Source organism: Pigmentiphaga sp. NML030171 (assembly GCF_002188635.1).
GTDB classification, from domain to species: domain Bacteria; phylum Pseudomonadota; class Gammaproteobacteria; order Burkholderiales; family Burkholderiaceae_B; genus Pigmentiphaga; species Pigmentiphaga daeguensis.
The window spans coordinates 25,768-43,181 of record NZ_NINX01000035.1 but is presented as its reverse complement, the minus strand read 5'-3'; the positions used below and the strand labels follow the sequence as shown (position 1 = coordinate 43,181).

The following is a 17,414-nucleotide window of genomic DNA, read 5'->3' as shown; positions in this document are numbered from 1 at the left end:
CCGCTCGACATCCGGCTCCGGTCAAATATCGCGGCACACGGCATATACTGCCCGGGCCCGATCCGGCCTCACCCCACGCGCCGCCCATGACCGCCCCCACCGCCAAGCCCAACATCATCTGGCTCATCGTCGCCGCCGCCTTCTTCATGGAAACGCTGGACGGCACGGTGATCGCGACCGCCCTGCCGCAAATGGCCGCCACCTTCCGTACCAACCCGGTCAACCTCAGCATAGGCATGACGTCCTATCTGGTGACCCTGGCCGTGTTCATCCCCATCAGCGGCTGGGTCGCGGACAGGCTCGGCACACGCCGCGTCTTCGCCTGGGCGGTCGCCGCCTTCACGCTGGCCTCCGTCTTGTGCGCGCTGAGCACCAGCGTCGCGCAATTCACCGCCGCGCGGGTATTCCAGGGCATGGCGGGCGCGATGATGGTGCCCGTGGGACGGCTGGCGGTGCTGCGCAACACCGGCAAGGAAGACCTGGTCCGCGCCATGGCCTTCATCGTCTGGCCGGGACTGATCGCGCCCGTGATCGGCCCCCCGCTGGGAGGCTTCCTGGCGACCTACCTGAGCTGGCAGTGGATCTTCCTCCTGAACGTCCCCCTGGGCGTGGCCGGCATCTTCCTGATCCGCGCCTATATCCCCGAATCCGCCCCGCAGCCACGGCGGCCGCTGGACACGGCGGGCTTCGCCCTGAGCGGCCTCGCGCTCAGCTTCCTGATGGTCGGGGTGGAGCTCCTGGGCTACGGCGGACGGTGGCAGCTGGGCGCCCTGCTCGTCGCCGGCAGCATCGCGCTGGGCGTGGCGCTGGCCGCGCACCTGCGCCGCCACCCCCATCCGTTGATCGACCCCACCATCATGGCCGTGCCGTCGTTCCGCACCGTCATGATAGGCGGCACGATCGCCCGCACGGCGATCAGCGCCATGCCTTTTTTGCTGCCGCTGCTGTTCCAGGTGGGCTTCGGCCTGAACGCCTTCGAGGCCGGCATGCTGTACCTGGCCAGCATGCTGGGCAATTTGGGCATGAAGCTGGGCACGACGCAGGCGCTGCGCCGCTTCGGCTTCCGCAACGTGCTGGTCTTCAACGGCGCGCTGGCGGGGGCCTCGATCACCTTGTGCGCCGTACTGTCGCCCGATACGCCCGTGCCGGTGGTCGTGGCGATCATGCTGGTGTGCGGCCTGACCCGCTCGATGCAGTTCACCGGACTGACTTCCATGGCCTTCGCCGAGGTCCCACACCCGCAGATGAGCAGCGCCAACACCCTGTTCAGTACCACCCAGCAGATGTCCATGGGCCTGGGCATCGCGGTCGGGGCCGTGGTGCTGCATCTTACCGCCGCCGCACGCGACACCGGCGGCGCGACCTACGACGTCACGGACTTCCGGATCACCTTCCTCGTCGTGGGCCTGCTGGCCCTGAGCAGCCTGCTGAGCTTCGTGCGGCTGCGGCACGACGCCGGTGCCGAGGTCAGCGGACACCGGCGCAGCGGCGGCACCGCCTGATCAGTACACGTCGCGCCGATAGCGGCCCTGTTCGGCCAATTCGTCCAGGCGATCGCGGCCCAGGATGCGTTCGAGTTCGGCCGCGACACCCGCCGCCATGCCTTGCAGGCTGCCGCAGACGTAGATCGCGGCGTCATCGTCCACCCACGCCCGCAGTTCGCCTGCCGCGGCGGGCAGGCAGTCCTGCACGTAGCGCGGCCAGCCGGCCGTGCGCGAGAACGCCAGATCCAGCCGCTCGAGCACGCCCTGCCCGCGCCACGCCTGGATTTCGTCGCGATGGAAAAAGTCGTGCTCCGGCGTGCGTTCTCCGAACAGCAGCCAGTTGCGATGCGCCCCGGCGGCGGCGCGCGCCTTCAGGTGCGCGCGCAAGCCCGCCATGCCCGTGCCGTTGCCGATCAGGATCAACGGCCGCCCAGGCGCAGGCGGATGAAAGCCGCCATTGCGCCGCAGCCGTACGTCCACCTTGCCGCCCACGCGGACATGCCGGGTCAGCCATCCCGACCCCAGTCCCAGCCGGCCGTCGGGATACCGCATCTGCCGCACCAGGAGCTCCAGGCGGCCATCGGCCGGCAGCGAGGCGATCGAATACTCGCGATGGGGGATGCGCGGCAGCGCCTCCAGCAGCGCCGGGGCCGGCAAGCCGCGCAGCGCGGCGCGTCCGGCCTCGTCATGGGGCAGCACCCGTGCCGCCAGCGCATCGCCCAGCGATTGCCCGCCGTCCACCCCCATGGCGCCATCCAGGCCCAGCGCGGCCAGCAGCGACGCGACGTCATCGGGAGCATTGCGCGGCCCGATCTCGGCGATGTCGCCGGCCTCCCAGTCGGCCGGGGATGCATCCGCGGCCACCAGGGCCAGGTGATAGGCGGGGCCGCCGGGACTGCCGTCGTTCAGCAATCGGCGCTCGGCCAGCGTCCAGGCCCGGTAGCTGGGCGCAGCCCAGTCTTCCATTTCCGCGCTCGCGCCCAGCACGTTCAGGTAGTGCTGCCAGTGGCGCAACGCACCCTCGTCGCCATCGTCCACCAGGATAGGATCGAACATGGGCTCGGCGCCCTGCCGGTGCAGCCAGTTCGCCAGCGACTGGCCGAAGGCGCAATAGCGCTGGTAGCTGCTGTCGCCCAGGGCCAGCACGCCGTAGCTCATGCCGTGCAGGGCCAGTTCGCCGGCCAGCGTCTTGCGCGCGAAGCCGGCGACGCTGTCCGGGGCATCGCCCTCGCCCGTCGTGCTGACCACGAACAGGGCCTGGCGGAAACGCTGCAGGGCCGAACCGCCCATCTCCGCCAGGTTGGCCAGATGCACGGGCAATCCGGCGGCCTGGAGCGCCTGCGCGCTGCGCCGCGCGATCTGCTCGGCGAAGCCCGTCTGGCTGGCATAGGCCACCAGCAGCGCATCGGCCGCGATCGGGCCGCCGGACGGAGACGCCGCGGCGCGCCATGCCAGCGCGGTCCATACGCAGAACGCCACATAGCAGGCGACTACCAGTCCCCCTGCCACGGCGCGGTGCGCCGCCGGCGACAGCGGCAGCACGGCGGCCACCAGGACCAGGGCCGCCAGCAGCAACAACACCGCCACGCCCGCCCGGCGCGCGGATGCCGCGCGAGATTCGTCGTTCATTCCATCATCGCCGCGAAATTGGGCGTCATCGTTTCCCGGTACCCCTGGGCGGTGCGCTGTACGAACTGCGCCGCCAGCCCGCGACGCGCCGCCCAGCGCAGCCCCTCGTCCGGCCCCATCACCGTCAGCGCCGTCGCCAGCGCATCGGCGGCCATGCACTCGGGGTGCAGGACCGTGACCGAGACGACGCCGTTGCCGATGGGCGCGCCGGTGCGCGGGTCCAGGGTATGGCTGTACATGCCCTGCCCATCGGAGACATGGCGCCGGTAGTCGCCCGAGGTGGCAACCGCTAGGCCCTCCAGGGCCACCAGCGTCGGCGGCACGGACGACTCGCCGTTCGCATCCCAGGCCCGGTCCAGCTCCACCCACCAGGGCGTACCGTCCGGCTTCACCCCGTGGCCGGCCAGCTCGCCGCCTATCTCCACCAGATAGCCCGCCACGCCGGCGCGCCGCAGGCAGCGGGCCACGGCGTCGACCGCGTAGCCCTTGGCGATGCCGGACAGGTCCACATGGGCCCCGCCTGGTTGCCGCGCACGGCGGCCCGCCACGTCCAGTTCGATCCGCTCCCAGCCCACGCGCCCACGCACGGCCTCGATCTCGGCCTCGGACGGCCGGGCGCGCGGCCCCTGCGGCCCGAACCCCCACAGGTCGACCAGCGGCCCCACCGTAGGATCGTAGGCGCCCCCGCTTTCGCGGGCCACGCTCAGCGCCTGCTCCAGCACCATGAACAAGGCATCGGGCAAGGCGTGCCAACTCCCCGCCGGCGCGGCATTGAAGCGGCTCAGGTCCGTATCGTCCCGCCAGTTGCTCATCTCGTCGATGACCCCGTCCAGCGTCGCCCGCACCCGCTCGTCCAGGTCCGGCGGCACCCCGCCATCATCCACCAGCCTGACCGACCAGCTCGTCCCCATCGTCGGGCCGCCCATGGAAACCACCCGAGCCCCGCTCCCATAGCCCCGCCGCGCCTGCTCCGACACCGCCAGCGGCACGAGCACTCGCCCCTCCCTACGCCCTTCGGGCTCGTTACCATGGCCGGCAGCCAGCGAAGCACCGCTGCCACAACCCAAGATAGCGGCACCAGGCCCAGGATGCGGTGGATCCGGCTCCGCCGGTCTACCCGCATCGCCCCCTGGGGGGCGCCCGAAGGGCGTACGGGGGGGCTTATTCAGGCAAGACCTCGAACGTCGCGATGTAGGTCGACCGGCGCTCCTTCGCCTTGTCGAAGGTGGTCTTGTCGTCCTTGGTCTCGGCTTCCAGCCAGTACATGCCGGGCTCGGGCCAGGTCACCGTGAACCTGCCGTCGGCATCGGTGCGCGTCTTCATTTCATGCAACTGGTCGCGGTAGCGGATCCCGCCCGGCACGATGGACACTTCTATGCCGGCCGCGGGCTTGCCATCGAGCAGCAGCCGGAAACTGGCTTCTTCCTTGGCGAACAAATCGTTCGGATGGGTGATGGGCGCCAGTTCCAGCCCCTGTCCGGTGGGCTTGAGCACCGTGTCGGTCGGCTTGCCCACCGTCACGAAGGTCTCCAGGCGGCTGTTGGCCTGCGTGACCCGCAGGTCCTGGGCGTCGGCCGGCACCTCTTGCGCGAACTTCTCGGCCGTGCCGCGCCAGCGCTTGTTCTTGCCGTTTTCCTTGTACGACGCGAACACGCCGTTGTTGACCACCGCCATCTTGTAGGTGCCGGCCTGGGTCAGGCGCACGTCGAAGGTGCTGCGATAGCGGCCCGTGGACTGGTTCTCGGCCTTGGCCGCGGTGCCGTCGGGAGCGGTCACCGACAGGTTGTTCAGTTGCAGCGGAAAGTGCTCGAAGTAGAAGAGGTCGTTGGACACGGCGGCGTCCACCGTCACCCACGGATCCGCGCCCGACAGCACCGTGGCCGAGGGCAGCATCCACATGCGGTGCGCCTGGGCCGACAGGGGCAGGCTGAACGCCAGGGCCAGCGCGGCCCACTTGAGAGACATCTTCATGTTCTTTTCCTCGGAAGGGGTTGCTAGGGAATCAGGGTTTGGTTTCCAGCGCGACGCGACCCAGCTCGTGCTGGCCACGCGCCTCGCCCTTCTCGGGCGCGCGCGGCGGCCACTGGAACGGGATGCGCAGCAACTCGCGGCCGCCGACCTCGCGCGCGGCTTCGACCACCAGCTCGTACTTGCCTTCGGCCAGCTTGCCCAGCGGCGCCTTGCCGTCGCTGAACGCCAGTTGATGCTCGCCCACGGGCCGCGTGGCGCCGCTGATGCCGTCGGCGGGCATGGTCAGTTCGCGGCCGGTGCGGCGCCACCACTGGCGCATGTCCTTGAGCCACTTCGTGCCTTCGTCGTTCTTGAGCTTGACGTCGTACCAGACCGCCAGGTTGGCGGCGACCTTCTGGTCCGGCCCCTCCACCCACACCGCCACGTACGGACGGTGGTACTCGGCCACGTTCAGCCGGGGGATCTCGATCCTTACCGCCAGGTCGGCGGCCTGGGCCTGCCCGACCATCAGGCCGGTGACGGCCACCGGGATCAATGTACGCATAGCCAGAACCTCTTCAATGAATGAATACGAATGCCAGGAACAGCGGCACGGCCACGCCCAGCGCCACCATGGGCCAGGTGACGGGCCGGTTGCGCGAATGGATCTGCAGCAGGAAGAAACCGGTCACGCAGAACACCAGACAGGCGACCGCGAAAATATCCAGGAACCACTTCCAGGCCTCGCCCGTGTTGCGGCCCTTGTGCAGGTCGTTGAAATACGAGATCCAGCCGCGGTCGGTGCTCTCGTACTTCACAGCGCCGTCGGGCAGCTCGACGCTCAGCCAGGCGTCGCCACCGGGGCGTGGCAGGGAAACATAGATCTCGTCGGACGACCATTCGGCCAGCTGGTCGCCGATCGCCACGGACAACTGGTCTTCCAGCCATTGCCGCAGCGCCGGCGGCAATGGCGCCTTGTCGGCCCCGCCTTCAGGCGCCAGCGCGCGCGCCAGTTCGGCCGGCACCTGCGCTTCCTTCGAGACGACGCGCGGATGGGCTTCGATCTGGGAGGCGTGGTTCAGCGTGATGCCGGTGGCGGCGAACAGCAGCATGCCGACGAGACAGATCGCCGAGCTGATCCAGTGCCATTGATGCAGATGCTTCAACCAGAATGAGCGACGCTTCTGCTCCAGGAAGCGATCCGACTGTTTGTCCATACGGCGGTGCGCGGCACTGCATGCTTGAGATGATTAAGATCAATAATGATAACAATTCTCAAGCACTGTAGCCAGCACCGGGCCGGCGCGCAGGCGGCGGCCTCCCGCCGCCGCCCTTGCCTCGGGAGCCTACTTCGAGTCCTCCAGGCGCACCCCCACCTTCAGGCCCACCTGCCAGTGCGCGATCTTGCCGTCCTCGATGTGGCCCCGCACCTGGGTGACCTCGAACCATGCCAGATGGCGCATCGTCCGGGCCGCGCGGTCGATCGCGTTGCGGATCGCGTCGTCGCTGGACTTCGTCGAGGACCCGACCAATTCGAGCTGCTTGTACACGTGTTCCGACATCGTCGTCTCCTGGTTGCCTGGGATGCCGGTCAGCAAAGGCCATTCCCGGCGCCGCGCGGCACCGGGAGCCGGCCAGGCCACCTTAGTCCAAGCCGCGGGCATGAATCAAGCTATCCTATGGCACCCGCCCGCCTCCCGCCCGCCGACCGTGGAACACAGAAAAACGCTGAACATCACCCTTTGGCTCGTCGCCATCGGCCTCTTCATGCAGACGCTGGACACCACCATCGTCAATACGGCCCTGCCGGCGATGGCGGCAAGCCTGGGCGAAAGCCCCCTGCGCATGCAATCGGTGGTGATCTCGTATGCGCTGACCATGGCCGTGCTGATCCCCGCCTCGGGCTGGGTCGCCGACCGCTTCGGCACGCGCAAGGTGTATTTCTCGGCCATCGTCCTTTTCACGCTGGGCTCCGTGCTGTGCGCGGTCTCCCAGAACCTCAGCCAGCTCGTCGCTTCACGCGTGGTCCAGGGCGCCGGCGGCGCGATGCTGATGCCGGTGGGCCGGCTGGTCATCCTGCGCAGTTTCCCCCAGGAGCGCCTGCTGCCCGCGCTGAGCTTCGTCGCCATCCCGGCCATGGTCGGCCCCATGATCGGCCCCGTACTGGGCGGCTGGCTGTCCGAGCAGTTCTCCTGGCACTGGGTGTTTTTGATCAACATCCCGGTCGGCCTGGCCGGCGCGATAGCCACGCGCACCTTCATGATCGACAAGCGCGAGAAGCAGCCGGCCTCCTTCGACGGCGTGGGCTACGGACTGCTGGCCTTCGGCATGGCGGCCATCTCGCTCTCGCTGGACGGGTTCTCGGGCCGCGCCACGGGCCACGCTACCGTCGTACTCATGCTGGTGTTCGGCCTGATCAGCATCGTCACCTACTGGCTGCGCGCGGGCAGGCAGGCCGCGCCGCTGTTCTCGCCCACCCTCTTCCACATCCATACGTTCACCATAGGCTTGCTGGGCAACCTGTTCGCGCGCCTGGGCAGCAGCGGCATGCCCTTCCTGCTGCCGCTGCTGCTGCAGGTCAGCCTGGGCTATTCGCCCACGCATTCGGGCCTGATGATGCTGCCCGTGGCCGCGGCCGGCATGCTCAGCAAGCGCCTCGCGACCTCGCTCATCACCCGCTACGGCTATCGCCACGTCCTCGTGGTCAATACGGTGCTGGTCGGCCTGACCATCGTCTCGTTCTCGCTGGTCGATGTCTCGCACCCGGTCTGGACCCAGGTGCTGCTGATGGCCTTCTTCGGCGCGGTGAACTCGCTGCAATTCACCGCGATGAACACGCTGACGCTCAAGGATCTGGGCCAGCAAGGCGCCAGCAGCGGCAACAGCATCCTGTCCATGATGCAGATGCTGGCGATCAGCCTGAGCGTGACGGTGGCCGGCGGCATCCTGGCCGCGTTCAGTCACCTGGTGGACCATGGCGCGCCCGAGGACGCGCTGGCCGCCTTCCACGCCACCTTCATCTGCATCGGCCTGCTCACCGCGGCTTCGGCGTGGATCTTCTGGCAACTGTCGCCCGACGTGCCGCGCGAATCCAAGAAGGATGACTCGCTGGACCTGGGGTAACGAAGGGCGAAGGCCGCGTCGTATAGAATCGACCCTTTTGCGCGGCCCGCCATGTGGTTCAAGAATCTACAGATCTATCGCCTTCCCGCCCCCTGGCCCATGACGCCCGAGGGGCTCGATGAACTGCTCCGGCCCCAGGTCTTCGCCCCCGGCTCCAGCCTGGAGCTGCAGACGCAGGGATGGGCGCCCCCGCTGGAAAACGGCAGCCTGCTGGCCCACGGCGTGAACGGCCAGTTGCTGATCACGCTGCGCACCGAGAAGAAACTGCTCCCGACCACCGTCATCAATCAGGTGGCCAAGGCCAAGGCCCAGGAGATCGAAGAGCAGCAAGGCTTCAAGCCGGGCCGCAAGCAGATGAAGGAGATCAAGGAGAACGTCAAGGAAACGCTGCTGCCGCGCGCCTTCAGCATCCTGCGCGACACCCGCGCGTGGATAGACACGCGCAACGGCTGGCTGTGCATCGACGCTTCCTCGGCGGCGCGCTGCGACGAACTGCTGCAGCTCCTGAACCGGGCCATCGACAAATTCCCGCTGGCCAACCTGCACGTGCAGACCTCGCCCGCGGCCGCCATGACGGAATGGCTGGCCGGCGGCGAAGCTCCCGCCAATTTCACGATCGACCAGGACACCGAGCTGCGCTCCACCGGCGAAGGCCGCGCCACGGTGCGCTATGTGCGGCAATCCATCGAGGCCGAGGACGTGCGCCGCCACATCGAGGCCGGCAAGCAGTGCACCCGGCTCGCCATGACCTGGGCCGACCGCATCTCGTTCGTGCTGAGCGAATCGCTGGCCATCAAGCGCATCGCGCCGCTGGACGTGCTCAAGGAAAACGCCGACGCCCTGGCGCAGAACGACGCCGAACGCTTCGACGCCGATTTCACGCTGATGTCGGGCGAACTGGCCAAGCTGATCGCCGACGTGGTCGATGCCCTGGGGGGCGAGGCCCCGTCGATGCGCTGACGGCCGCGCGGGCAGCGCGAGCAGCCTGGACTACGAGCGCCGGGCGCTCCAGGCCGCCAGGGCCGGCGCCAGCGCGAACAGGCCGAACAGCCAGGCGGACGCGGTGCGGGCGCCTTCGATGCCGCCGGGGTCGGCCAGGCCGGCGGCATTGGCCACCATGCCGGCCACCGCCGATCCCAGCGCGATCGCATAGAGCTGCAGGGTCGTCACCGCGCCCGAAGCGAGGTTCTCCTGGCCCGCGGGGGCCGAGCGGAACACCCGCGTGACCAGGTGCGACCAGCACATGCCTATCCCGAACCCGACCCCGGCCAGCGCCGCGCACAGCGCGGCGAACGCCACGCCGCCCGACTCGCCCGGCGGTACCAGCACGGCCAGCGCGGCCAGGCCCGCCGCGGTCACCACCGGCCCGGCACGGACCAGGCGCACGACGGCGGCGCCGGTATATCCCGAGGACATCAGCGAGGCCAGCGTCCAGCCGCCCGCCATGACCGCCGTCAGGTAACCCGCCACGAGCGGCGTCTGGCCGTGCAGGGTCTGCAGGAAATACGGCACGAAGATCTCGCTGGTCAAGCCGATGATGAGCATGGCCATCGTCAGGTAGCAAGCGCCCAGCACCGTGCGGGTCGAATAGGCGCCCGTGGGCATCAGCCGCGACGAGGCCTTCACGTCCAGCCGCCCCATCCCTGCCACCAGCGCCAGCCCCACCGCCACGCCGGCGGCGTTCCAGGCCAGTTCATGCGAGAGGCTGCCCACCGAGACGACCATCACCGAGCACGCCAGCAGCGCCAGCTTGCCCCAGGGCACGCCCGCCGCGGCCGACGAGGACGCGGGCGCGGCGGCCGGCACCAGCTTATGGACGATGGCCGCCAGCGCGGCGGCTACCGGCAACAGCGACAGGAAGGCCGGGCGCCACCACCCCAGCGAGGCGAACAGGCCGCCCAGGGCCGGGCCCGACAACGTCGCCACGCCCCACATCGCCGAGACGAAGGCCAGCGCGCGCGGCCACAGGCGCGGCTCGTACACCATCCGTAACAGCGCATAGGACAAGGCCAGCAGCACGCCGCCGGCGAGCCCCTGGACGGTCCGCCCGGCAAGCAGCCACCACATGGCCGGCGCGGTGGCGCAGACCAGCGATCCCAGGCAGAACAGCGCCAGCGCGCCCAGATAGGCGCGGCGCGGCCCGATCCGGTCGATCAGCCGATAGGACAGCGCCGAGCCGAGGATGGACGCCACCACGAACAGCGTCGTGCTCCAGGCGTAGTACGCCAGCCCACCGATGCTGTGCACGATGGTGGGCATGATGGTGGTGACGACGTAGACGTTGATGGCGTGGAGCGCCACGCCGCCGGCCAGCGCCAGCGAACGCAGCGCGTTGCGGCCGGTCATCAGTTCGAAGGGAGAGGATTTTTCCTGGGGGGAAGACATGCGTAGGTCCGTGGACACGCGCACTCAGCGTGCGACGAGCGAGCGGACCGGATTGTAAGGGCGGACCGGCAGGCTGTGGCCCACGGGCAGGACATCGGAGAACTCCAGCGAAGCGCCCTCGTGCACTTCGCGGAAGGTGTTGGCTCCGTACAGGTTCTTGCCCTGCACGTAGTGCACGCCTTCGATGGCCGACGGCGAGCGGACATCGTGCCCCAGCCGGTTCGCCAGCCAGCGCGACATCTCGAAATGGCTGATCCAGCCCGCCCGGCGCATGGGTTCGGACACGGATTCGGGCGCATCGCGACTCCAGGACAGTACCGGGACGTCGGCCACCTCGGGTTCCAGCACGTTGTGCCCCCACATGCCCCGCGCCCCCAGCAACTGCCCGTGGTCGCCGGTGATCGCCAGGTGGCGCGGGCCCGGCAGGCGGTCGAACTCGTCCAGCATGCGATCCAGCAGCGCGTCCAGGTACAGCACGGAATTGTCGTAGGCGTTGCGCTGGCGCTCCGCGCGCGGCTGGTCGTGGCTGTCCGGCCAGCGCGCGTAGCGGTCCCGCGCGTGCGCGTAGTTGGCTTCGTAGGGCGCGTGCGTCGACCGCAGCAGGACCACGACGAAGGTCTTCTCGGCCCAGGCCTGTTCCCGCAGCAGCGACAGGATCGCCTCGTCGCCCTGCCTGCCGAACCGGGCCGGCTCGTCCTCGCGGGTGATCGACACGTCGACGTAGCGGCTGCCGACGTCGTTGAGCAGCTTGGACTCCTGGGACGAGATCCAGTAGGTCTTGAAGCCCGCCTCCTTGGCGAATTTGAACAGGTTCGTGGACAGCCCCCGGATCTGCGCCAGCTGGCCGGGCTCGCGCACGGCGTTCAGGATCAGCGGCATGCTGGCCGCGGTGGAAACGGCCGCCGCCACCCCATGGCGCGCAACCAATCCCTGCTCCATGCGCCGCGCCAGGTTGGGGGTCGTGTCCCGTTCGTAGCCCATGATGCCCAGGTGCTGGCTGCGCAGCGAATCGGCCACGAACAGCCAGACGTGCCGCGCATCCGAGGCAAAGGGCACGACCTCGGGCTGGGCGATGGCCGCCACCGGCGCAGGCGCGGCGTGGAGCGATCCGCGCAGCACGTTGTGCACCAGGAAGAAGCTGAAGGTATTGAGGGAGTTGTGCAGGCCGCTGCGGGTGGGGCCGGGCAGGAAGGAATTCAGGTCGCGGTAGGTGGCGCGATAAGGCTTGGATAGCAGGCCCGCGGCCACCAGCATGACCCCCAGCGCGCGCTGCCAGCGCCGCACGTCCGACCGCATGTAAGTCATGAACAGCCACCACGCGGCCAGGTACGGAATCAGCACCGCGAACAGCACGTGGACGTGGTCGCCGAAATCGGCCAGCGCCACTTCCCGCACGTCGCCGAATTCCGAGAACAGGCTGGCCAGCACCACGGGATCGAGCGGCCGGCCGGCGTAGGAGATGTGGCTGAGCTGGACCAGTTCCATGCCGCCCAGCAGCACCAGGATGCACGTCACGAACACCCGGCTGCCCGACAGCCACAGCCCAAGGTTGAAGGCCAGCAGCGCCGCGAAGTAGTTCAGTTCGAAATCGGCCTGGTTGGCGACCGTGAACCACTGCTGGATCCAGTCGTCCAGCATCAGCAGCGATGTGGTCAGCAGGGCCAGCGCGCCCCGCTGGGCGAGGTGCCGCCAGTTCCACGTCCCGGGCCGGGGCATCAGGGTCAGGGAATAATTCGTCGTCATTCGCACTCGATCAAGCGGCCCGCGGCCTTCCTACGTAAAGAACGGCGTCCGGCCGAAACCGGGCGCCGTTCTGCTGCGGGCGGTGTATCCACCCCGGGAAAGCCGCAAGCTTAACCCAGTTCGCCCCTGCCGCGAGAGGGGGTATTTCCCTCGCACGGCCTGGGCGGCGGCGTCACGCCGCGTTGGATTCGGGTTGCCCCTTGCCGCGATTGTTGACGACCATCCGGGCGCCGCCAAGGATGGCAACCAGCGCCAGCGGATACAGCACCCACTGTACCCAGGCGTGGGCCTGGAACCAGGGCTTGACCAGCGGTTCGCCCATCACCATCTTGGCCGCGGTCACGACCAGCACGCCGGCGCCGATGTAGATGATGGCCGGATAACGTTCCATCAGGCGCAGGATCAGGCGGCTGCCCCAGACCATGATGGGCACGCTGATCAACAGGCCCAGCACCACCAGCAGGAAACTGCCGTGCGCCGCGCCGGCCACCGCCAGCACGTTGTCCACGCCCATGACCGCGTCGGCGATCACGATGGTCTTGATGGCGGCGACGAAGCTGGTATTGGCCGCGCCGCTTCCGTGCTCGTCCTCTTCGGCGGTCAGGAGCCGATACGCGATCCACAGCAGCGCCAGGCCGCCCACCAGCATGAGGCCGGGAATCTTCAGCAGCCATACCACGGCCAGCGTCATCAACGTACGGACCACGATGGCGCCGACCGTGCCCCAGACGATGGCCTTCTTCTGCAAGGCCGGCGGCAGGTTGCGCGCGGCCAGCGCGATGACGATGGCGTTGTCGCCGGCCAGCACGATGTCGATCACGATGATGGACGCGAGCGCGAACAGGAATTGGGTGGTGAAAGTTTCTGCGGCGAAAGCCGAAAGCCATTCCACGAGTTGTTCTCCAGAGAAGTTGACGGCCTCTGCTGGCGACAGGAATGACTGGGGACGGGAGTACCCATGCAGGACCTGAGGCCAGGCTGCAAAGGTCTTGTTCAATCACCGGGCGGTGATCCGCACGACCGGAGGAAGCGGACTTCCACGTATTGACGATCGTACGAAAGAGCCTGTTGGACTCTCGAACTACTCCCCTTTGGAGGGACATGCCATAGACATGTCAGCCGGCATTTTCGCCTGCCCGCCGGCTTCGCGTCAACATCGGGGGATACCCCAAGAGAACGGCGCCGCCTGGGGATTCCCGGCAGGCCGCGCCTCCGGCGATCCGCTTCGTATATGCTTGGCTCCTCGGCCGCCTCCGGCCGGCACCCAGGTGGAAAAACACCATGTCCGTCGCCTTCCCCGCCATCGAAGCGGCCGCCGCGCTGCTCGCCGGCCACGCCCACCGCACGCCGGTGCTGACTTCGCATACCGTCGACGCCCGCACCGGGGCCACGGTCTTTTTCAAGTGCGAGAATTTCCAGCGCATGGGGGCCTTCAAGTTCCGCGGCGCCTATCACGCGCTGGCCCGGCTTCCGGATGATGCCCGCCGGCGCGGCGTGGTGGCCTATTCGTCCGGCAACCATGCCCAGGCCGTCGCGCTGGCGGGCCAACTGCTGGGCATACCGGCCACCATCGTCATGCCGTCGGATGCCCCGCGGGTCAAGCTGGAAGCCACGCGCGGCTACGGCGCCCGCGTGGTGCTGTATGACCGGGACACGCAACGGCGCGAGGACATCGCGGCCGAACTGGCGGACCGCGAGGGACTGACCACCATCCCTCCCTTCGACCATCCCGACGTCATCGCCGGCCAGGGCACCGCCGCGCTGGAACTGCTGCGCGAGACCGGACCGCTGGACTACCTGCTGGTCCCCTGCGGCGGCGGCGGATTGCTGTCGGGGTCCGCCATCGCGGCCAACGCCTGCGCGCCGGGCATCCGGGTCATAGGGGTGGAGCCGGCCGCGGGCGACGACGTCACCCGCTCGTTCCGCAGCGGCACGCTGCAATCGGTCGACAATCCCGACACCATCGCCGATGGCGCGCGCACGCAATCGGCGGGCCGGTACACCTTCCCGCTCATCCAGTCCCACGTCCACGACATGCTGACGGTGACCGACGACGAACTGCTGCGCGCGATGTTCTTCCTGATGGAGCGGATGAAGTTCGTGCTCGAACCCACCGGCGCCCTGGGCGCGGCCGCGCTGCTGTCCGGCAAGGTCGATGCGCGCGGCAAGCGCGTGGGCGTCATCGTCTCGGGCGGCAACGTCGACCTGTTCGCACTGGCGCCCTACCTGGCCAAGGGCCGCGCCGCCTACGGCGCGTAGTGCTCCACGCCCGCCGCCGGCGCCACCGGTGCGGCCACCTCGGCATGGGCGGGACGAAACGTCACGATGGCCATCAGCAGGATGGCCAGCGCCAGGTCGCGCCGGGGCGTCTCGTAGCGCTGCGAGCGGAAACGCCGGAAGCCCCACATCACCAGCACGATGAAGCCCCCCATCAGCGCTGCCGCCAGGAAGGAACCGGCGTATTGCGCCAGCACCGGCACGCGCTCGCTGAACGGCCCCTCGGGCAGCGGCCCGCGCAGCGCGCTGGACACGAGGAACATCAGCCCCAGCGCCCCGGCCAGCGCTCCCCACGACAAATCCCGTCCGACGAAAACCTTCACGACATTCACACCCAAGGCTAGATGGGAAAAGTATAGCTTTCGATTTTCTCCCGGGACCCGGCGCCGGGCCGCCCCGAGGCGGGTCCCGGCCTTCTCGGGGGCTGCCGCGTAGCGGCTGGGGCTCAACCATGCTGGGCGCGCGAAGCGCGTAGGGGGGACCTCTACGGCCAGGCAGAGTACGTGAGATCCTCGCGGCCCGCTTCTTCGAGTACCCGGCGGCGGTAGCTGCCGGGAGGCATGCCCATGTGGCGCTTGAAGAAACGGTTGAAGTGCGCGGTGTCGCGGAACCCCAGGCCGTAGGCGACCTGGGCCACGGGCAGCGGCGACTGCTGCAGGCGTATCCGGGCCTCCTGCAACAGGCGCTCGTGCACCACGGCCAGCGGGCCGCAGCCGGCGCTGCGCATGGACGCGGCATGCAGCCGGCGTTCGGTCACCCCCAGCGTGCGGGCGTAGCGGGAAATCGGCCAGTGCTCGCGGAAGTGCATCTCGACCACGCGCAGGAAACGCTGGAACACGACGGAACCGGGCCGGTCGCCGGTAGGCGCCTCGGGGTCGATGTCGCTCATGCGCCAGAGATGCGTCAGGACGATGGACAGGTAGGCGACGGCGATCCCCGCGGCGCCCTTGGCCGCCTGGCGCAGCTCATGGCTGACGGCTTCGAACACGGGACAGAGCATGTCCCGCCCGGCCGCCATCTCGTCCGGCCCGATGTGCAGCAGGCGGTCGGCCACGTTGCGCAGGGCCGCGGCATGCTGGCTGGCGGCCGACGCGCGCGACACCAGCTCCTCGGCCGCCGACAGCATGTAGCCGGCACCGCCGGCCTCCAGGCGGATGGATTGCGCCATGCCGGGTGGCAGCCAGGCCAGGCAAGGCGCGCGCAATGCGAGCTGGCCATGGCGCAGCGTGGCCACGCCCTTCCCCGCCGTCAGCAGCAAGGCATGGCTGCGCCCCTGCCTGCGCGCGGCCTCGACCACCCATTCGCGCGCGGCCAGCGCGGGCATCATCACTTCGCTCTCCATCAGGGTGGCCAGCGGCGTCTCGCCGATGTCCGGATGCACGTCGGGCAGGGAATGCGGATAAACGGCCATGCGGATCCTCGGGAAGGCGGGCAAAAAAGTACAAGTATTCGTCCGATTTCATCAATGCCTGCAACTTTACACGGCCGAGCCCTCTAGCCAGAATTTGTACGTCGCTACAACAAAACTCCGCGATTGTTACAAAATTACCGGGAGACACACCATGCTCACCTCGTCCCTGAAATCGCTGCGCCGCCTGGGCACGGCCGTTGCCCTGTCGGCGTTCTCGCTCGCCCTTCCGGCCCATGCCCAGGACGCCGTCACCATCGGCTACGCGGTGTCCAAGACCGGCGTCAACGCCGGCGGCGCGGGCATCACGACCATTCCCAACTACAAGCTCTGGGTCCATGAGGTCAACCAGGCGGGCGGCCTGAAGGTCGGTGCCAAGCGCCTGCCCATCAAGGTCGTCGAATACGACGACCGCTCCAGCTCCGAGGACGCCGTGCGCGCCGTCGAGCGCCTCATCACGCAGGACAAGGTCGACTTCCTGCTGCCCCCGTGGTCGACCGCGATGAACCTGGCCGTCGCGCCCACCTTCCACCGCTACGGCTATCCGCTGCTGGCGGGCTCGGCGGTGACCGAACGCGCGCCCGAGTTCGCCAAGCGCTGGCCCAACAGCTACTGGCTGCTGGGCACCGGTTCGCAATACGCCGAGGCCCTGGTCGACCAGTTGGCCAGCCTGCGCAAGGCCGGCAAGATCGGCGACTCCATCGCCATGGTCTCCATCGCCGACGGTTTCGGCATCGAGCTGGCCACCGCGGCGCGCGCCGCGTTCCAGAAGGCCGGCTTCAAGCTGGCCTACGCCAAGACCTACCCGGTCGGCACGCAGGACCTGGCCCCCATCGTGACCGAAGCCAGGAACCTGAACCCCGACGTCTTCATCGCGTTCAGCTATCCGCCCGACACCATGGCCATCACCGACCAGGCGCGGGTGCTGGGCTTCAATCCCAAGGTGTTCTACACCGGGGTGGGCACCGCCTTCCCGCTGTACAAGAACCGCTTCGGCGCGAACGTCGAGGGCGTGGCCAGCCTGGGCGGCATCGACGCCAACAGCCCCGCCGTCAAGGCCTACATCCAGCGCCACAAGGAAGTGACCGGGGCCGAACCGGACCGCTGGGCCAGCCTGGTCACCTATGCCGGACTGCAGGTGCTGCAACAGGCCATCGAGAAGGCCGGGACCCTGGACCGCAAGGCCGTGTCGGCCAAGATCGCCAGCGAGGAGTTCGACACCATCCTGGGCCGCATCAACCTGAAGAACCACATGGTGCCCAACATGCTGACGCTGGGCCAATGGCAGAACGGCGAGTTCGTCGGCATCGAGCCGGCCAGCCACGCCGGCGCCGCCAAGCTGGTCTTCCCCAAGTCCGCCTGGCAGGCCGGCGCCGCCGCGCGCTGACCCTCAACCCGCGCCGTCCGGCACGCCG

The 17,414-nt window shown here is 68.8% G+C and carries 16 protein-coding genes; 5 read left to right on the top strand and 11 right to left on the bottom strand.

The window, feature by feature from the left end; translation table 11 throughout:
- The first annotated feature begins 86 nt into the window (after positions 1–86).
- On the top strand, positions 87–1,502 hold the full coding sequence (locus CDO46_RS14870) for an MFS transporter (protein WP_087839267.1): 1,416 nt from the start codon (positions 87–89) through the stop codon (positions 1,500–1,502).
- On the opposite strand, the gene CDO46_RS14865 is transcribed toward CDO46_RS14870, so the two are convergent.
- The 6 genes from CDO46_RS14865 to CDO46_RS14840 all read right to left on the bottom strand — a co-directional run bounded on the left by CDO46_RS14865 (position 1,503) and on the right by CDO46_RS14840 (position 6,625).
- The gene (locus CDO46_RS14865) at positions 1,503–3,113 is read right to left on the bottom strand and encodes a sulfite reductase flavoprotein subunit alpha (protein ID WP_087839266.1); all 1,611 of its coding nucleotides are present in this window, start codon (positions 3,111–3,113) and stop codon (positions 1,503–1,505) included.
- Complete coding sequence (locus CDO46_RS14860; RefSeq protein WP_254914612.1) at positions 3,110–4,108, bottom strand: FAD:protein FMN transferase; 999 nt, start codon at positions 4,106–4,108, stop codon at positions 3,110–3,112. Before CDO46_RS14860 ends, CDO46_RS14865 begins: the two co-directional genes overlap by 4 nt.
- Before the next feature lie 166 nt (positions 4,109–4,274).
- Positions 4,275–5,084: a DUF4198 domain-containing protein gene (locus tag CDO46_RS14855; protein ID WP_087839265.1), complete on the bottom strand. Its 810-nt coding sequence runs from the start codon at positions 5,082–5,084 to the stop codon at positions 4,275–4,277.
- Between the two features lie 31 nt (positions 5,085–5,115).
- On the bottom strand, positions 5,116–5,628 hold the full coding sequence (locus CDO46_RS14850) for a DUF2271 domain-containing protein (RefSeq protein ID WP_087839264.1): 513 nt from the start codon (positions 5,626–5,628) through the stop codon (positions 5,116–5,118).
- A 13-nt stretch (positions 5,629–5,641) separates the two neighbouring features.
- The gene (locus CDO46_RS14845; protein ID WP_087839263.1) at positions 5,642–6,280 is read right to left on the bottom strand and encodes a PepSY-associated TM helix domain-containing protein; all 639 of its coding nucleotides are present in this window, start codon (positions 6,278–6,280) and stop codon (positions 5,642–5,644) included.
- A 129-nt stretch (positions 6,281–6,409) separates the two neighbouring features.
- Complete coding sequence (locus tag CDO46_RS14840; RefSeq protein ID WP_087839262.1) at positions 6,410–6,625, bottom strand: dodecin; 216 nt, start codon at positions 6,623–6,625, stop codon at positions 6,410–6,412.
- Between the two features lie 100 nt (positions 6,626–6,725).
- Between CDO46_RS14840 and mdtD the strand changes: the two genes are divergently transcribed.
- The gene (mdtD, locus tag CDO46_RS14835) at positions 6,726–8,186 is read left to right on the top strand and encodes a multidrug transporter subunit MdtD (RefSeq protein ID WP_087839261.1); all 1,461 of its coding nucleotides are present in this window, start codon (positions 6,726–6,728) and stop codon (positions 8,184–8,186) included.
- A 51-nt stretch (positions 8,187–8,237) separates the two neighbouring features.
- Positions 8,238–9,146, top strand: coding sequence for a recombination-associated protein RdgC (locus tag CDO46_RS14830; RefSeq protein ID WP_087839260.1), 909 nt, complete (start codon positions 8,238–8,240; stop codon positions 9,144–9,146).
- Positions 9,147–9,176: 30 nt separating this feature from the next.
- Here CDO46_RS14830 and CDO46_RS14825 read toward each other — a convergent pair whose 3' ends face one another.
- The 3 genes from CDO46_RS14825 to CDO46_RS14815 form a co-directional block, all read right to left on the bottom strand.
- On the bottom strand, positions 9,177–10,571 hold the full coding sequence (locus CDO46_RS14825) for an MFS transporter (protein WP_087839259.1): 1,395 nt from the start codon (positions 10,569–10,571) through the stop codon (positions 9,177–9,179).
- 24 nt (positions 10,572–10,595) lie between these two features.
- Positions 10,596–12,314 (bottom strand): sulfatase-like hydrolase/transferase, encoded by a 1,719-nt coding sequence (locus CDO46_RS14820; RefSeq protein ID WP_087839258.1) that lies wholly within the window; start codon positions 12,312–12,314, stop codon positions 10,596–10,598.
- A 172-nt stretch (positions 12,315–12,486) separates the two neighbouring features.
- Entirely contained in the window at positions 12,487–13,206 is a 720-nt protein-coding gene (locus CDO46_RS14815; protein WP_087839257.1) for a TerC family protein, read from the bottom strand.
- A gap of 389 nt (positions 13,207–13,595) precedes the next feature.
- On the opposite strand from CDO46_RS14815, the gene CDO46_RS14810 reads away from it, so the two are divergent.
- Entirely contained in the window at positions 13,596–14,573 is a 978-nt protein-coding gene (locus tag CDO46_RS14810; RefSeq protein ID WP_087839256.1) for a threo-3-hydroxy-L-aspartate ammonia-lyase, read from the top strand.
- Here CDO46_RS14810 and CDO46_RS14805 read toward each other — a convergent pair.
- Both CDO46_RS14805 and CDO46_RS14800 read right to left on the bottom strand, forming a co-directional pair.
- A complete protein-coding gene (locus CDO46_RS14805) occupies positions 14,561–14,914 on the bottom strand; it encodes a hypothetical protein (protein WP_132979944.1) in 354 nt (117 codons plus the stop codon). The two genes, CDO46_RS14810 and CDO46_RS14805, sit on opposite strands and share 13 nt — an antisense overlap.
- 161 nt (positions 14,915–15,075) lie before the next feature.
- On the bottom strand, positions 15,076–16,002 hold the full coding sequence (locus tag CDO46_RS14800; protein WP_087839254.1) for an AraC family transcriptional regulator: 927 nt from the start codon (positions 16,000–16,002) through the stop codon (positions 15,076–15,078).
- Positions 16,003–16,153: 151 nt separating this feature from the next.
- Here CDO46_RS14800 and CDO46_RS14795 point away from each other — a divergent pair, with 151 nt between their 5' ends.
- Positions 16,154–17,386, top strand: a complete 1,233-nt coding sequence (locus tag CDO46_RS14795; protein WP_087839253.1) for an amino acid ABC transporter substrate-binding protein — start codon at positions 16,154–16,156, stop codon at positions 17,384–17,386.
- The last annotated feature ends 28 nt before the right edge of the window (positions 17,387–17,414 follow it).

Coding starts and splice junctions, on each gene's coding strand:
- CDO46_RS14870 (WP_087839267.1), top strand. CDS start 87: ATGACCGCCCCCACCGCCAAGCCCAACATCATCTGGCTCATCGTCGCC.
- CDO46_RS14865 (WP_087839266.1), bottom strand. CDS start 3,113: ATGAACGACGAATCTCGCGCGGCATCCGCGCGCCGGGCGGGCGTGGCG.
- CDO46_RS14855 (WP_087839265.1), bottom strand. CDS start 5,084: ATGAAGATGTCTCTCAAGTGGGCCGCGCTGGCCCTGGCGTTCAGCCTG.
- CDO46_RS14850 (WP_087839264.1), bottom strand. CDS start 5,628: ATGCGTACATTGATCCCGGTGGCCGTCACCGGCCTGATGGTCGGGCAG.
- CDO46_RS14845 (WP_087839263.1), bottom strand. CDS start 6,280: ATGGACAAACAGTCGGATCGCTTCCTGGAGCAGAAGCGTCGCTCATTC.
- CDO46_RS14840 (WP_087839262.1), bottom strand. CDS start 6,625: ATGTCGGAACACGTGTACAAGCAGCTCGAATTGGTCGGGTCCTCGACG.
- mdtD (WP_087839261.1), top strand. CDS start 6,726: ATGAATCAAGCTATCCTATGGCACCCGCCCGCCTCCCGCCCGCCGACC.
- CDO46_RS14830 (WP_087839260.1), top strand. CDS start 8,238: ATGTGGTTCAAGAATCTACAGATCTATCGCCTTCCCGCCCCCTGGCCC.
- CDO46_RS14825 (WP_087839259.1), bottom strand. CDS start 10,571: ATGTCTTCCCCCCAGGAAAAATCCTCTCCCTTCGAACTGATGACCGGC.
- CDO46_RS14820 (WP_087839258.1), bottom strand. CDS start 12,314: ATGACGACGAATTATTCCCTGACCCTGATGCCCCGGCCCGGGACGTGG.
- CDO46_RS14810 (WP_087839256.1), top strand. CDS start 13,596: ATGTCCGTCGCCTTCCCCGCCATCGAAGCGGCCGCCGCGCTGCTCGCC.
- CDO46_RS14800 (WP_087839254.1), bottom strand. CDS start 16,002: ATGGCCGTTTATCCGCATTCCCTGCCCGACGTGCATCCGGACATCGGC.
- CDO46_RS14795 (WP_087839253.1), top strand. CDS start 16,154: ATGCTCACCTCGTCCCTGAAATCGCTGCGCCGCCTGGGCACGGCCGTT.